14 protein-coding genes are annotated in these 14,394 nt (G+C 39.2%); 8 read left to right on the top strand and 6 right to left on the bottom strand.

Features of this window, described 5'->3' with window-relative positions; translation table 11 throughout:
• Positions 1-17: 17 nt before the first annotated feature.
• Positions 18-740: a polyprenol monophosphomannose synthase gene (locus AAFN64_RS01630; protein WP_300491021.1), complete on the bottom strand. Its 723-nt coding sequence runs from the start codon at positions 738-740 to the stop codon at positions 18-20.
• A gap of 106 nt (positions 741-846) precedes the next feature.
• On the opposite strand from AAFN64_RS01630, the gene AAFN64_RS01625 reads away from it, so the two are divergent.
• On the top strand, positions 847-1,512 hold the full coding sequence (locus tag AAFN64_RS01625; RefSeq protein WP_300491023.1) for a DUF4271 domain-containing protein: 666 nt from the start codon (positions 847-849) through the stop codon (positions 1,510-1,512).
• 20 nt (positions 1,513-1,532) lie between these two features.
• Positions 1,533-2,291, top strand: coding sequence for a uroporphyrinogen-III synthase (locus tag AAFN64_RS01620; protein WP_136403971.1), 759 nt, complete (start codon positions 1,533-1,535; stop codon positions 2,289-2,291).
• Positions 2,292-2,963: 672 nt separating this feature from the next.
• Here AAFN64_RS01620 and pckA read toward each other — a convergent pair.
• Together pckA and AAFN64_RS01610 are read right to left on the bottom strand one after the other, a co-directional pair.
• Positions 2,964-4,577: a phosphoenolpyruvate carboxykinase (ATP) gene (gene pckA / locus AAFN64_RS01615; protein WP_300491024.1), complete on the bottom strand. Its 1,614-nt coding sequence runs from the start codon at positions 4,575-4,577 to the stop codon at positions 2,964-2,966.
• Between the two features lie 80 nt (positions 4,578-4,657).
• Positions 4,658-5,044 carry a DUF423 domain-containing protein gene (locus AAFN64_RS01610; protein ID WP_300491026.1) on the bottom strand — a complete coding sequence of 129 codons (387 nt, stop codon included), beginning with the start codon at positions 5,042-5,044 and terminating at the stop codon, positions 4,658-4,660.
• A 129-nt stretch (positions 5,045-5,173) separates the two neighbouring features.
• Between AAFN64_RS01610 and AAFN64_RS01605 the strand changes: the two genes are divergently transcribed.
• Positions 5,174-6,526 carry a saccharopine dehydrogenase C-terminal domain-containing protein gene (locus tag AAFN64_RS01605; RefSeq protein WP_300491028.1) on the top strand — a complete coding sequence of 451 codons (1,353 nt, stop codon included), beginning with the start codon at positions 5,174-5,176 and terminating at the stop codon, positions 6,524-6,526.
• 86 nt (positions 6,527-6,612) lie between these two features.
• A complete protein-coding gene (locus AAFN64_RS01600) occupies positions 6,613-7,083 on the top strand; it encodes an Lrp/AsnC ligand binding domain-containing protein (protein WP_136403967.1) in 471 nt (156 codons plus the stop codon).
• A gap of 53 nt (positions 7,084-7,136) precedes the next feature.
• On the opposite strand, the gene AAFN64_RS01595 is transcribed toward AAFN64_RS01600, so the two are convergent.
• Positions 7,137-7,832: a zinc metallopeptidase gene (locus AAFN64_RS01595; RefSeq protein ID WP_347759070.1), complete on the bottom strand. Its 696-nt coding sequence runs from the start codon at positions 7,830-7,832 to the stop codon at positions 7,137-7,139.
• Positions 7,833-7,930: 98 nt separating this feature from the next.
• A complete protein-coding gene (locus AAFN64_RS01590; RefSeq protein ID WP_347759069.1) occupies positions 7,931-10,840 on the bottom strand; it encodes a class I tRNA ligase family protein in 2,910 nt (969 codons plus the stop codon).
• Positions 10,841-11,025: 185 nt separating this feature from the next.
• Here AAFN64_RS01590 and AAFN64_RS01585 point away from each other — a divergent pair, with 185 nt between their 5' ends.
• The 4 genes from AAFN64_RS01585 to truB are packed head-to-tail and all read left to right on the top strand — an operon-like array spanning position 11,026 to position 13,703.
• Entirely contained in the window at positions 11,026-11,901 is an 876-nt protein-coding gene (locus tag AAFN64_RS01585) for a permease-like cell division protein FtsX (protein WP_347759068.1), read from the top strand.
• Between the two features lie 22 nt (positions 11,902-11,923).
• A complete protein-coding gene (locus tag AAFN64_RS01580) occupies positions 11,924-12,184 on the top strand; it encodes a DUF3098 domain-containing protein (protein WP_300491036.1) in 261 nt (86 codons plus the stop codon).
• The gene (locus AAFN64_RS01575; protein ID WP_300491039.1) at positions 12,184-13,002 is read left to right on the top strand and encodes an undecaprenyl-diphosphate phosphatase; all 819 of its coding nucleotides are present in this window, start codon (positions 12,184-12,186) and stop codon (positions 13,000-13,002) included. Before AAFN64_RS01580 ends, AAFN64_RS01575 begins: the two co-directional genes overlap by 1 nt.
• Positions 13,002-13,703, top strand: a complete 702-nt coding sequence (gene truB / locus AAFN64_RS01570; protein ID WP_300491042.1) for a tRNA pseudouridine(55) synthase TruB — start codon at positions 13,002-13,004, stop codon at positions 13,701-13,703. The genes AAFN64_RS01575 and truB overlap by 1 nt, the downstream gene beginning before the upstream one ends.
• Before the next feature lie 32 nt (positions 13,704-13,735).
• On the opposite strand, the gene AAFN64_RS01565 is transcribed toward truB, so the two are convergent.
• A complete protein-coding gene (locus tag AAFN64_RS01565; RefSeq protein ID WP_347759067.1) occupies positions 13,736-14,335 on the bottom strand; it encodes a thioredoxin family protein in 600 nt (199 codons plus the stop codon).
• Positions 14,336-14,394: the final 59 nt, after the last annotated feature.

The following is a 14,394-nucleotide window of genomic DNA, read 5'->3' as shown; positions in this document are numbered from 1 at the left end:
ACTTTTCTATCTATAATCTATAATCGGTTTATCATTTTTTTGAATCGCAATGTAATTACGCCAAAAATAGCTTCTTTTATAATAGCATTGCTCATTTTTGACTGTCCTTTGGTCCGATCGGTAAAAATAATAGGCACTTCTACTATTTTCATTTTTTTGACAAAGGTTCTGTATTTCATTTCGATCTGAAAGGCGTACCCTACAAATTTAATTTTATCCAGATTGATTTCTTCCAACACTTCTCGTCTGTAACAAATAAATCCTGCCGTTGCATCGTGGATTTTCATACCGGTAATCAGGTCGACATATACCGAAGCGAAATAGGACAACAGTACACGGTTTAACGGCCAGTTTACCACATTAACACCGGTTACATAACGCGAGCCAATAGCCATTCCGGCACCATCGACACAGGCTTTATACAAACGTTCAAGATCTTTGGGGTTATGGGAGAAATCGGCATCCATTTCGAAAATATACTCGTAATTCCGTGCTAATGCCCATTTAAATCCGTGCACATAAGCCGTTCCGAGTCCTGACTTTTTAAGTCGGTTTTCCAAAAACAAGCGATTCGGGAACAATTCCTGAAGTTCTTTTACCTTAGCCGCAGTTCCATCCGGCGAATTGTCGTCGACAATCAGCACATCAAATGAAACGTCCAATTCGAAAACAGCTTTGATGATGCCCTCTATATTTTCGATCTCATTGTATGTAGGAATAACAACTATGCCTAAGCTCATTTTTTAACTAAATTTGCCTGCAAAAATACACTATTTCCAATGGTTGTTTCATAATAAAAGTATAATAAAAATATTCCACTTAAAAATTAGTACTTTTACAGGCATTATGATGGATCTATTATTTACCGAAAGAGTCGTTGAAAACAAAGACTGGGCAACCGTACTATTTGTACTGTGCTTTGTTTTACTGGCTATTAACAAAACCATATTTGAAGTCCGTTTTAACGAATTTATCCGACTGGGAATATCCGATAAATATATTAAGATTTACAAGGATAGCGGAAACATGCAAAGCTGGTTTACCATTTCTATGTTTCTGGTACAATTAATCTCCTTTGCATTCCTGATTCAAATCATCCTGAGTTATTACGGTTATACCACCAAAACCAACTGGATTTCCTACATTCAGATTATCACGCTTTTGGGGGTATTTATCCTTTCCAAATACCTGATCGAAAAGATCATCGCCACTTCATTTAACATTGAAGAGTTTAATGAGCAATTTAATTTACAAAAAGTTAACTATCGAACCTACATCGGATTACTCGTTCTACCCCTCAATTTAGTCCTTTTTTATAACGATTTTCCATCAAAAAACCTGATTTTAGGGATTATCATTACTATTTTAATAATAAACATATCAACTTACGCGCTAACTTTAAAGATTTATCAAAATTCCATACTAAGCAAGCTGTTCTATTTTATTTTGTATCTTTGCACTCTTGAAATAGCCCCCTATTATTTCATGTATTATTGGTTTACGAAAAGTTAGAGCATTACAATTATTTTAATATGAAAGTGAAAACAATCTTGGTTTCGCAACCAGAACCTAAAGTAGAAAATTCACCGTATTTTGAGCTGCAACAAAAGCTTAAAATCAAAGTCGACTTTAGACCATTTATTCACGTAGAGGGCGTTCCTGCTAAAGAGGTAAGACAGCAAAAAATTGATTTAAACAATTATTCAGCTATCATCCTAACCAGCAAAAACTCCGTTGATCACTTTTTCAGAGTTGCTGAGGAAATGCGTTATAAAGTTCCTGAAGACTTAAAGTATTTTTGCCAGTCAGAAGCCATCGCTTTCTATTTACAAAAATATGTCGTTTACAGAAAACGAAAAATCTATGTGGGTCAAAAAGACTTTGTCGACCTATCGCCGTTGGTTAAAAAATACAAAGATGAAAAATTCCTACTTCCTTCATCGGATCAGTTAAACGCCGACATACCGCAAACATTAAACAATTTAAAAGTTGACTGGACACCAGGAACATTCTACAGAACTGTTATGAGTGACCTTTCCGACTTAAAGGATGTTTATTATGACGTATTGGCTTTCTTTAGTCCAACCGGAATTAAATCTTTATTTAAAAATTTCCCGGATTTCCAACAAAACAACACACGTATTGCTGTTTTTGGAAGTACCACACAAAAAGAAGCCATTGAACATGGTTTACGCGTAGACATCATGGCTCCAACACCAGAGACACCATCGATGACCATGGCTTTAGAAAAATACATCACCAAAGCCAACAAAGAATCCAAAGACAAATAATTCGAAATAAAAAAAGCTTCCTTCAAGGAAGCTTTTTTCTTTTAAACTCTCAAAAAAACAAAATCGAATATATAAAGGATAGATCCGACTATTCTATTATAACCCCATCATTTTAAGAAATCAGCAAATGGATTACTTTTATGATGTGATTCTTTTTTCTTATCACCAATATCAGCAAAACTGATTATCGGCTACTGGAAACAATATCATACAAAAACCGAAATTCTTAAATCCGCAATCAAGGAAAAATCTTATCCCTTTTGCTTAACTACGCTAACTACAGCGTCATTATTTTTCAGTTCGTGTTCTGGTAATTGTACTAATTCCACTTTTTAAATTCTGACTTTCAATTTCAACAGAACTGGATTTCAACAACATAGCCCCGCCTACTGCTTACTCTCCAGCAACTGTTAAAATTAAAAATACTTTTACTTAAACAACCACTTAAAAATACTGCGGAATTGAAAATAAAAATTACGGTTTTTTTACATTTTTATTACGGATTACACAAATTGTTAACATAACACATTAACAACCTAAAATTAATGTTTTTGACACCAGCTAACATCCTAAAACCACAGTCAAATACGGTCAATTAAGACTCAAATTTACCCATAACAAAAAAGCCACCTCTTTCGAGATAGCTTTTCTATATTCTATATGTAGGATGAATTATAGTTGCGGACCAGCCTTAACTAAATTCTGACCTTCTTCATTATCAGTATACTGTACAAAGTTTTTAATAAACAATCCGGCAAGATCCGTAGCTTTTGCTGTCCATTCCGATGCATCTGCATAGGTATTTCTAGGATCAAGAATCTCCGTATTAACTTCTGCCAATGCTGTAGGAACTTCCAGATTGAAGATTGGAACGATAGCCGTTTCCGCTTTCTCGATCGATCCGTCAAGGATTCTATCGATAATCGCACGGGTATCTTTAATAGAAATACGTTTTCCGGTTCCATTCCATCCTGTATTTACCATATAAGCCGTTGCATTGTGCTCTTCCATTTTCTTAACCAGTTCTTCTCCGTATTTCGTTGGATGCAAACATAAGAATGCTTTTCCAAAACAAGCTGAGAAAGTTGGCTCCGGTTGTGTTACACCACGCTCCGTTCCAGCCAATTTTGCCGTAAATCCAGACAAGAAGAAGTATTTGGTTTGTTCCGGCGTTAATTTGGATACCGGCGGCATTACTCCAAATGCATCAGCCGTAAGGAAGATTACTTTCGAAGCATGTCCGGCTTTAGATACCGGTTTTACAATATTATCAATATGATAGATTGGATACGAAACACGTGTATTTTGTGTTACAGAACCATCTTTAAAGTCAATTTTACCATCGGCATCTACCGTAACATTTTCTAACAATGCATCTTTGCGGATTGCATTAAAAATATCCGGTTCATTTTCTCTGCTTAGGTCGATTGTTTTCGCATAACAACCTCCTTCGAAGTTAAATACACCTTCGTTATCCCATCCGTGCTCATCGTCTCCGATCAATTCACGTTTCGGATCCGTTGACAACGTAGTTTTTCCTGTTCCGGATAATCCAAAGAATACCGCTACATCACCTTCTTTTCCTTTGTTAGCAGAACAGTGCATTGAAGCGATTCCCTGTAACGGAAGGTAGTAGTTCATCATCGAGAATAACCCTTTTTTCATTTCGCCACCATACCAGGTACCACCAATTAACTGAATTTTTTCGGTAAGATTAAAAGCGATATATACTTCCGAGTTTAATCCGTGTGCCGCATAATCCTTGAAAGTAGCTTTAGAACCATTCATTACTACGAAATCCGGTTCTCCAAAGTTTTCAAGTTCCGCTTCCGTTGGACGGATAAACATATTTTTCACAAAATGTGCCTGCCATGCCACTTCCATGATAAAACGCACTTTTAATCGTGTGTTTTCATTCGCGCCACAAAAAGCATCTACAACATATAATTTCTTTCCGGAAAGCTGGCTTACTGTAGTCTCCTTTAAAGCATTCCAGGTATCCTGAGAAATTGGTTTGTTATCGTTAACCGCTTTTTCTGATGTCCACCAAATGGTATCTTTTGTAATATCGTCTTTAACAATGTATTTATCTTTAGGAGATCTTCCCGTAAATACACCCGTCATAACGTTAACGGCACCAAGTTCTGTCAACTGCCCCTTCTCGAATCCTTCCAGCTCCGTATTTAATTCTTCATTATATAGGTGATCGTAAGACGGATTATAAATAATCTCAACCGTATCCTTGATCCCGTATTTTTCTAATGAAATTATATTCGTAACATTCATAACTTAAAAATGTGTTGTTTTGTTATTTAAGAACGCAAAAGTAAAAATTTAATTTTAGAATAATTTTTTTTTAATAAATATTATGCTTTTTTCCTGATTACCTGTACAAAAAGGAGCAACCAGGCCAGGATCATCAAAAGCCCGCCAATTGGGGTTATCGGTCCTAAAAATTTAAAATCTATCCCGGTTGCCGTACTCGTCGCCAGCAAATAAATAGATCCCGAAAAAAACAACACTCCGATAACCGTAAGGTAACAAATGGTCTTTTTGGCCCTTTCGGTTGTCAATGTTGTCATTCCTACAAATAATAGGAATAAGGCGTGGTACATCTGGTACTTTACACCCGTTTCGAAAGTGGCCAATTGTGTTTCATCCAGTACTTTTTTTAGTCCGTGTGCCCCAAAAGCTCCTAATATTATAGCGACAGCTCCCATTATAGCAGCCGCTGCAATTGTTTTTCTATCCATCGTGTATTTATTTCCTATCAAAGGTAGCATTATTTTAAAAAGTTAAATAATGACATTAATCATCTTTTATATTTTTAAAGAAAATAACAAATTCTTATTTTCGTAGACTTTTTAAAACAAACAACCAGCATGAGACATATTTTAATTATCGGAGCCGGTCGCTCGGCTTCGTCGCTCATAAAATATTTACTGGATAAATCGGAGCAGGAAAATTTACACCTTACCATCGGCGATTTATCTTTAGAATTAGCACAAAAGAAAACCAACAACCATCCCAGAGCCACTGCTATTGCATTCGACATCCACAACGAAGCACAACGCAAAGCGGAAATTCAGAAAGCCGATATCGTAATTTCTATGCTTCCGGCTTTTTTACATATTGAAGTAGCCAAAGACTGTATTACCTATAAAAAACATATGGTTACCGCATCTTATATTTCGGATGCGATGCAGGAACTAAACGAAGCCGCGATTGCCAATAATCTTGTTTTTATGAACGAAATCGGATTGGATCCGGGAATCGATCATATGAGCGCGATGAAAGTACTGGATGAAATCCGCGAAAAAAACGGAAATGTAATTCTTTTCGAATCGTTTTGCGGCGGATTGGTAGCTCCGGAATCGGACACCAACTTATGGAATTATAAATTCACCTGGAATCCGCGTAACGTAGTTTTGGCCGGACAGGGTGGCGCTGCGAAGTTTATTCAGGAAGGCACCTATAAATACATCCCGTACCACAAACTTTTTAGAAGAACCGAATTTTTGGAAGTGGAAGGTTACGGTCGCTTTGAAGGCTATGCCAACCGCGATTCTTTAAAATACAGAAGCGTTTACGGATTGGACAATGCTTTGACGGTTTTCCGTGGAACGATCCGACGCGTAGGATATTCCAGAGCCTGGGATATGTTTGTACAGTTGGGAATGACCGACGATTCGTATGCGATCGATAATTCTGAAACGATGAATTACCGTGAGTTTGTGAATTTGTTTTTACCGTATCACCCTACGGATTCCGTGGAAATCAAATTGCGTCATATTTTAAAAATCGATCAGGATGATGTGGTTTGGGACAAATTACTGGAATTGGATTTGTTTAATGCCAACAAAATCATCGGATTGAAAAATGCTTCTCCGGCTCAGATTCTTGAAAAAATCTTAACCGATAGCTGGACTTTGGAACCGGATGACAAAGATATGATCGTGATGTATCACAAATTTGGCTATGAAGTAAACGGCGAAAAGAAACAAATTGACGCTACAATGGTATGTATTGGCGACGATCAGACCTATACTTCCATGGCAAAAACCGTTGGATTACCGGTAGCCATGGCTACGTTACAAATCCTAAACGGGAATATTACAACACCAGGTGTACAACTTCCGTTAAACAAGGAGGTTTACCTTCCGATTTTAAAAGAACTGGAAGAATACGGTGTTATTTTTAAAGAAAAAGACGTTCCGTACAAAGGATACAAATAATAGCAAAAGCCTGATTTTCGAAAATCAGGCTTTTTTTATTTCAATTTCTATTTCATTTTGTAACTTTAGCTATAAATTTATTTCAAATGAAGCTTAATTCCTTACAAGTTGAAATGGACGGTATCGATAAGGAGATCTTGCGCTACCTAATGGAAGATGCCCGAAAACCGATATTACAAATTGCCAGTAAGATTGGAATTTCCGGTGCAGCCATTCACCAACGATTGCGAAAACTGGAACAGGCTGGTGTGATAACCGGTTCCCGTTTTACCGTAAGTCACAAGATATTAGGATACAGCACAATGGCCTTTGTGGGTATTTATCTGGACAAAGCATCCCGAAATCCGGAAGCCGTTCGGGAATTAAAAAAGATACCGGAAGTATTGGAATGTCATTATACTACCGGAAACTGGAGTATTTTGATCAAATTGATTTGTCATGATAACGAACACCTGATGCAATTGCTCAACAAAAAAATCCAGGCTATTGAAGGCGTTTCCCGAACGGAAACGTTTATCTCCCTGGATCAGCAAATCGAACGTCAAATACAGTTATAAAACAAAAAATCCGGTGCTTTCGCACCGGATTTTTTTATCGTATTAAATCGTGTTTAGTCTCTTCTTCCAAAAACCTGGAAAGCCCAGTATAATAAGGATGCCAATGCACCGATAGCCGCTACCACATAGGTTCTGGCCGCCCATTTTAAGGCATCTTCGGCTCCGGCATACTCCTGCTGACTTAACATGTTTTTGTTTTTCAACCAGGCTAGCGCTCGGTTACTGGCATCGTATTCCACCGGTAACGTGATAAAACTAAATGCCGTTGCAACGCCCATTAAGACCAATCCCAAAATAGCGATGTAAAATCCGAATCCTACTTTGGCCGCCGCGCCCAGAATCAAACCACCGATGATTAACCATTGCGACATTCCGGATGCTACGTTAACAATCGGCACCATTTTGGAACGCATTTGCAACATACTATAGGCCGTGGCGTGTTGTACCGCGTGTCCACATTCGTGAGCCGCTACTGCTGCCGCTGCCGCATTCCGTTGATTGTATACTGCTTCACTCAGGTTTACCGTTTTATCAACCGGATTATAGTGGTCGGTTAAACGTCCCGGAGTCGAAATCACTTTTACATCGTAAATTCCGTTGTCTGCCAGCATTTTTTCGGCTATTTCCGCTCCGGACATCCCGTTGCGCAAATGTATTTTCGAGTATTCTTCGAATTTACTCTTTAGCCTGTTACTAACAATCCAGCTTACTAAAGCTATCGCTCCTAATAAAACATAATATCCTAACATGTTCTCTCTCTTTTTAGTTTTCTAATATACCAAAAAGAATAGCAAACTGTGCGCCAATTAGCGTTCCGTTAACAAAATATGCTATTTTGTCAGGTGAATTATCCTACTAAATTGATAATCTTGCCCGGTACAATCACCACTTTTTTCGGTGCGTTCCCGTTTAGCTGTGCAATCGTACGTTCGTCTTCCAAAATGATTTTTTCGATTTCGGCTGCTGTCAGATCCATTGGCAATTCGATTTTAAATCGCATTTTACCATTAAAAGATACCGGATATTCTTTACTGCTCTCCACTAAGTGTTTCGCATCGAATTCCGGGAAGGACACCTGCGAAATCGAACCTTCATTGCCTAATGCCTGCCATAATTCTTCTGCGATATGCGGCGCATAAGGTGAAATCAGAATCGCTAACGGCTCTAAAATAGCGCGTTCGTTACATTTGGCCGCAGACAATTCGTTTACTGCGATCATAAATCCGGATACAGATGTATTAAACGAGAAATTCTCGATATCTTCCTGTACCTTTTTAATCGTTTTATGTAATGTTTTTAAGGCTTCTTTGCTCGGTTCGTTATCCGTTACAATCAGTCCGTTATCGTCAAAATACAAACGCCATAATTTTTTCAAAAATCCGGAAACTCCGGTAATACCGGCCGTATTCCACGGTTTTGCCTGTTCCAATGGACCTAAGAACATTTCGTACAAACGCAACGTATCGGCTCCGTATTGTTCGCAAATGTCATCCGGGTTTACCACATTGTATTTCGATTTGGACATTTTCTCCACTTCGCGACCTACGATATATTTACCGTTTTCGTTCGCAATAAACTGGGAATTTTTATAATCCTGATATAACGCGTGGTTTTTAAACGCATCGATATCCAACTCATCCGAAGCATTTACCAGATTCACATCGGCATGGATCTTTAATACCGGTACAAAATCCGATTCCTGTTGCGTGATCACATATTTATTTTGAGCGCTGTCGAATGTTACATAAACACCCGGCTGCCCATCTTTTTCAACAATAAAATTCTTGGATGCGAACAATACGTCTGTTCCAATCGTAAAACGATATACAAACGCACTGGTTCCCAAAATCATCCCTTGATTGATCAACTTTTTAAATGGCTCTTCCGTGGGTGCAAATCCTTTGTCTTTTAAGAATTTATTCCAAAAACGGGAATACAACAAGTGACCGGTTGCGTGTTCGCTTCCTCCGATATACAAGTCGACATTTTCCCAATATTTCAAGGCATCTTCCGAAGCAAAAGCTTCACTATTGTGCGCATCCATATAACGCATCCAATACCACGAGCTTCCCGCCCAACCTGGCATGGTGTTTAATTCCAATGGAAATACCGTTACATGATCAATCAAATCATTGCTCACCACTTTATGGTTGGCAGTGTCCCAGGCCCAAACCGTTGCGTTTCCTAATGGCGGTTGCCCGTCTTCGGTTGGCAGGTATTTTTCCACTTCCGGTAATACGATCGGCAAATGCTCCGTTTCGATCATTTGCGGCAAATCGTTTACATAATATACCGGGAACGGTTCGCCCCAATAACGTTGTCTGGAGAATACCGCATCGCGCAAACGGTAGTTGGTTTTGCCTTTTCCTTGTCCCAATTGTTCCAAAGCTTCAATCGCTTTTTGGGTTGCTTTTTTATAATTTAAACCGTTCAGAAAATCCGAATCGGCTATAATGGTATTTTCTTTGTCTGAATAGGCTTCTTCCGAAATATCCACGCCTTCGAAGATATTCTTAATTGGAATATTAAAGTGGTTCGCAAACGCATAATCCCGTTCGTCACCACATGGCACCGCCATTACCGCTCCGGTTCCGTAACCCGCCAATACATAATCGCCAATCCAAACCGGGATCGGTTCTTTGGTAAACGGATGTTCGGCATAGGCTCCGGTAAATACGCCCGAAATGGTTTTAACATCGGCCATACGATCTCTTTCACTACGTTTTGCCGTGGCTTCGATATACGTATCCACCGCTTGTTTTTGTTCCGGTGTCGTGATTTTAGCAACCAATTCGTGTTCCGGTGCTAACGTCATAAACGTAACACCAAAGATTGTATCAGGACGCGTCGTAAAAACATCTACTTTTTCGTCGTGTCCTTTTAAGTTAAACGTCACCGCAGCTCCAACCGATTTCCCGATCCAGTTCCGCTGACTTTCCTTAATACTTTCGCTCCAGTCGATGGTTTCCAATCCTTGTAGCAAACGCTCGGCATAAGCCGAAATACGCATACTCCACTGGGTCATCTTTTTACGAATCACCGGGTGACCACCACGTTCGGATACACCGTTTATAATTTCATCATTCGCCAATACCGTTCCCAACGCCGGACACCAGTTTACTTCGGTTTCCGCCAGGTAGGTCAATCGGTATTGCAACAAGATTTTTTCTTTTTCTTCTTTCGTAAAAGCATTCCATTGTGCCGCTGTAAAGGGTACGATGGCATCATCGCATACCGCATTTACTGTCGCATTTCCTTCTTTTTCAAAAATAGCGGTTAGCGTACTGATATCTTCGGCTTTGTCGCTGTCGTTGTTATACCAGGAATTGAATAATTGGATAAAAATCCATTGCGTCCATTTGTAATAGTCCGGATTGGAAGTACGCACTTCGCGGCTCCAGTCGAATGAAAATCCGATTTTATCCAATTGTTCGCGGTAACGGGCGATGTTTTCTTTGGTTGTTTTTTCAGGATGCTGCCCGGTTTGAATGGCATATTGCTCGGCCGGCAATCCGAAGCTGTCATATCCCTGCGGATGTAACACATTGAATCCTTTGTGGCGTTTGTAGCGCGCATAAATATCAGACGCGATATAGCCCAGCGGATGTCCAACATGCAGTCCCGCTCCCGATGGATACGGAAACATGTCTAACACAAAATACTTTGGCTTCGCGGAATCGTTCGCTGCTTTAAAGGTCTGGTTTTCGGACCAGTACTTTTGCCATTTGGCTTCAATTTGATTTGGATTGTACTTCATTGCTCTGAATTGCTATAATTACCGGATAATCTTCCTGTTTTAGTATTCCTTTTTTGAATCCCGAATATAGGGTATCATTTTCGGGCAGGCAAATTTACATTATATTATAAGAAAGTTAAAACTTTGAGCGTTATAAACCTTAAAAACAATTTTCTTTCTTATTTTTACGGCTTAAATCAGATTCTATGGCTACATCTTTTGAAAAGTATCAAAAACGCAGACTTATTTCTTCCTATTTTTCGGTTATTTTAAGTATTTTCCTAGTGTTGTTCCTGTTGGGAGCATTGGGGCTTTTTGTTATCAATTCTGAAAAGATTTCCAACGATTTTAAAGAAAATATCCCGATGTCGGTTTATTTTAACGACCAGGCAAACGACAGTATTTTAAAAGCGTTCGGCACCCAGCTAACCGCTTCAAATTATGTAAAAGACCAGTCCTTTGTTTCCAAAGACGACGCAGCTAAAAAACACAAAGATATTATTGGCGAGGATTTTATGGAATTCTTGGGCTTTAACCCGCTTCAGAATTCATATGACATCCACCTAAAAGGAAATTATGTGGTTTCCGACAGTATTAAGGAAATCGAAAGCAATATCCGTAAAAACCCAATGGTTACCGAGGTAATCTACGACAAACAATTAGTGGATCTGGTAAATGAAAACGTAAAGAAAATTACGTTTTGGATTTTAATCGTTAGTGGCGTACTGGCTTTTGTAGCGATGTTACTGATCAACAGTTCACTTCGCCTTTCGATTCATTCGAACCGTTTTATTATTAAAACCATGCAGATGGTTGGCGCGACAAAATCGTTTATCCGCAAGCCGTTTATCTGGAGAAGTATCAAACTGGGATTAATCGGTTCCGGATTGGCAATTATCGCTTTAATCGGGCTGGTTTATTATGTTGACGGAATGTTCCCAAGCCTTGGTATCGCAACCGATTACCTGTCGACCGGAATTGTTTTGGCCGGCGTACTAGTAGTAGGAATTATCATTACCTGGATCAGTACGTTTTTTGCAACACAACGCTTTTTAAATTTAAGAACCGACGATTTATATTAAAAATCATCAATTCAATACCATGATGGAAAACGAAAACAAGCACAAACATGACTTTCTTTTTGAAAGCAGCAACTATAAAATCCTTTTTATCGGACTGGCCGTAATCGCCCTAGGCTTTATACTAATGTCCGGCGGTGGCAGTAACGATCCGAATGTATTCAGTACCGATATTTTTGATTTCAGACGTATCAAACTGGCGCCAACCGTTGTACTAATCGGTTTTGGAATTACCATTTACGCCATTTTAAAAAACCCAAAAAAGGACAATAGCCTGAACGATTAATGGATTTATTACAAGCACTTATCATTGCCATAGTCGAAGGACTAACCGAATATTTACCGATATCTTCTACCGCACATATGGGCTTTACGGCCGCTTTAATGGGTATGGAAGAATCGGAATTCCTAAAAATGTTCCAGGTTTCCATTCAGTTTGGCGCTATTCTTTCTATTGTAGTGTTATACTGGAAAAAGTTTTTCGATTTCACCAATCTTACTTTTTACTTTAAACTGGCGTTTGCCGTAATCCCGGCCTTGGTTTTGGGATACTTTTTCGACGATAAAATTGAAGCCGTTTTAGGAAATCAGATTGCCATATCGTCTGTTTTGGTTATCGGTGGAGTCGTTTTATTATTTGCCGACAAATGGTTTAAAAACCCAACGGTATTAGACGAAAAAGATATTACAATCAAGAATGGTATTGCAATAGGCTTTTGGCAATGTCTGGCGATGATGCCCGGAACTTCGCGTTCGGCTGCTTCGATAATCGGAGGAATGGCACAGGGTTTAAGCCGAAAAGCTGCCGCTGAGTTTTCGTTCTTTCTGGCTGTTCCAACCATGTTGGCTGTGACGGTTTATTCCATTTTTGTAAAAACATGGGGAAAAGGAACCGCCACCGAAATGAAAGGTTATGAAATGATTTTACAAGATCAGGATCACATTACTTTTTTTATCATCGGAAATGTTGTGGCTTTTATCGTCGCTTTAGTTGCTGTAAAAACGTTTATTAATGTGCTTACCAAATACGGTTTTAAATTTTGGGGTTGGTACCGGATTGTAGTTGGAATTGGTTTGTTACTCTATTTTTATTCCGCTAAATAATGGATCCCTTAACCGCAGAACAATATCAGGAAGGCCAAGTTCTTCTAATTGATAAACCGTTACAATGGTCGTCTTTTCAGGCCGTAAACAAAATTAAATGGTCGTTAAAAAAACACCTGGGTTTAAAAAAAATCAAGGTTGGCCATGCCGGAACGCTCGATCCGTTGGCCACGGGATTACTAATCGTATGTACCGGTAAATTCACCAAACGCATTCCGGAATTACAGGGAATGATCAAAGAATACACCGGAACCTTTCATATTGGCGCCACAACGCCGTCATACGATCTGGAAACCGAAATCGATGCTACTTTCCCAACCGACCATATCACCGAGGAATTACTATATAAAACCATTCCTCAATTTTTAGGAGAAATCGACCAGAAACCACCGGTCTTTTCTGCCATAAAAAAGGATGGAAAACGCTTGTACGAACATGCCCGTAAAGGCGAAGAAGTTGAAATCGCTGCCCGAAAAACGGTTATCCATGAGTTTGAAATTACCCGTATTGCACTTCCCGAAGTGGATTTCCGGGTGGTTTGCAGCAAAGGAACCTATATCCGTTCATTGGCGTATGATTATGGAATCGCGTTACAATCCGGAGCGCACTTAACTGCATTACGACGCACTAAAATCGGAGATTATTCCGTTGAAGGCGCTATGATAGTCACCGATTTCGAAGATTCGGTTACACCAAAATAAAAAAGGTACTCAATTGAGTACCTTTTTCGTTATTATAATCCTTGCATCAGATCAAGCAATTCTTTTTGGGTCGACAACCCTTTGTCTTTTAAATACCATTTTTGCAAATCGGTTTTCGCTGTTTCGTCGATTACACCGTGTTGTGCTTTATAATCCAGTATCAACTGTTTCGCTCCGTGCGGACGTGGTCCCCAATCGGCTTTTACCTCCTTTGTTTCCGCATCCAGAACGATTAGTTTCGGAATGGCTTTTCCTCCGTTGGTCAGGAATTTTTGCATCAATTCCTCATTTTCATCCCGGAATACCAATTTCATTTCAATATTGGGTGCCTGCAATTCCATTTTATGCAATACCGGTACAATCTGAGCCGCATCACCGCACCAACCTTCCGTAAGCACCAACCAAATGTATTTTTTTTCGATGTTTTTCAATCCTTCACCAATAACATTCGGAACCGGTATTGTTTTCTCCAAACGGTTCATTCGGACTTCATTTAATTCACTATAATGCAATAAATCATCCGATTGTTCCGCTCCGGTCGATTTTCCTTCTTTTAGCAATTTCGTCACCAAGTCTCTATATTCCTGATACGAATGACTTCTTTTCAGACTTTCTTCAATATACATTTCCATTTCACTTTGTTTAGTATGCGGTGCAAAGTTAGCGCAAATGCCCGCATTAAAAAGTAACA

It is taken from the genome of Flavobacterium sp. CAU 1735, from assembly GCF_039888695.1.
Lineage (GTDB): Bacteria > Bacteroidota > Bacteroidia > Flavobacteriales > Flavobacteriaceae > Flavobacterium.
The sequence above is the reverse complement of the archived record's forward strand: the minus strand, read 5'-3'. Positions and strand labels throughout refer to the sequence as shown.

Bases quoted from the DNA above. Each gene is read 5' to 3' on its own strand.
- AAFN64_RS01590 (WP_347759069.1), bottom strand. From the start codon at position 10,840: ATGAAGTACAATCCAAATCAAATTGAAGCCAAATGGCAAAAGTACTGG.
- AAFN64_RS01605 (WP_300491028.1), top strand. From the start codon at position 5,174: ATGAGACATATTTTAATTATCGGAGCCGGTCGCTCGGCTTCGTCGCTC.
- AAFN64_RS01630 (WP_300491021.1), bottom strand. From the start codon at position 740: ATGAGCTTAGGCATAGTTGTTATTCCTACATACAATGAGATCGAAAAT.
- AAFN64_RS01600 (WP_136403967.1), top strand. From the start codon at position 6,613: ATGAAGCTTAATTCCTTACAAGTTGAAATGGACGGTATCGATAAGGAG.
- pckA (WP_300491024.1), bottom strand. From the start codon at position 4,577: ATGAATGTTACGAATATAATTTCATTAGAAAAATACGGGATCAAGGAT.
- AAFN64_RS01595 (WP_347759070.1), bottom strand. From the start codon at position 7,832: ATGTTAGGATATTATGTTTTATTAGGAGCGATAGCTTTAGTAAGCTGG.
- AAFN64_RS01610 (WP_300491026.1), bottom strand. From the start codon at position 5,044: ATGGATAGAAAAACAATTGCAGCGGCTGCTATAATGGGAGCTGTCGCT.
- AAFN64_RS01585 (WP_347759068.1), top strand. From the start codon at position 11,026: ATGGCTACATCTTTTGAAAAGTATCAAAAACGCAGACTTATTTCTTCC.
- AAFN64_RS01620 (WP_136403971.1), top strand. From the start codon at position 1,533: ATGAAAGTGAAAACAATCTTGGTTTCGCAACCAGAACCTAAAGTAGAA.
- AAFN64_RS01565 (WP_347759067.1), bottom strand. From the start codon at position 14,335: ATGGAAATGTATATTGAAGAAAGTCTGAAAAGAAGTCATTCGTATCAG.
- AAFN64_RS01580 (WP_300491036.1), top strand. From the start codon at position 11,924: ATGGAAAACGAAAACAAGCACAAACATGACTTTCTTTTTGAAAGCAGC.
- truB (WP_300491042.1), top strand. From the start codon at position 13,002: ATGGATCCCTTAACCGCAGAACAATATCAGGAAGGCCAAGTTCTTCTA.
- AAFN64_RS01575 (WP_300491039.1), top strand. From the start codon at position 12,184: ATGGATTTATTACAAGCACTTATCATTGCCATAGTCGAAGGACTAACC.
- AAFN64_RS01625 (WP_300491023.1), top strand. From the start codon at position 847: ATGATGGATCTATTATTTACCGAAAGAGTCGTTGAAAACAAAGACTGG.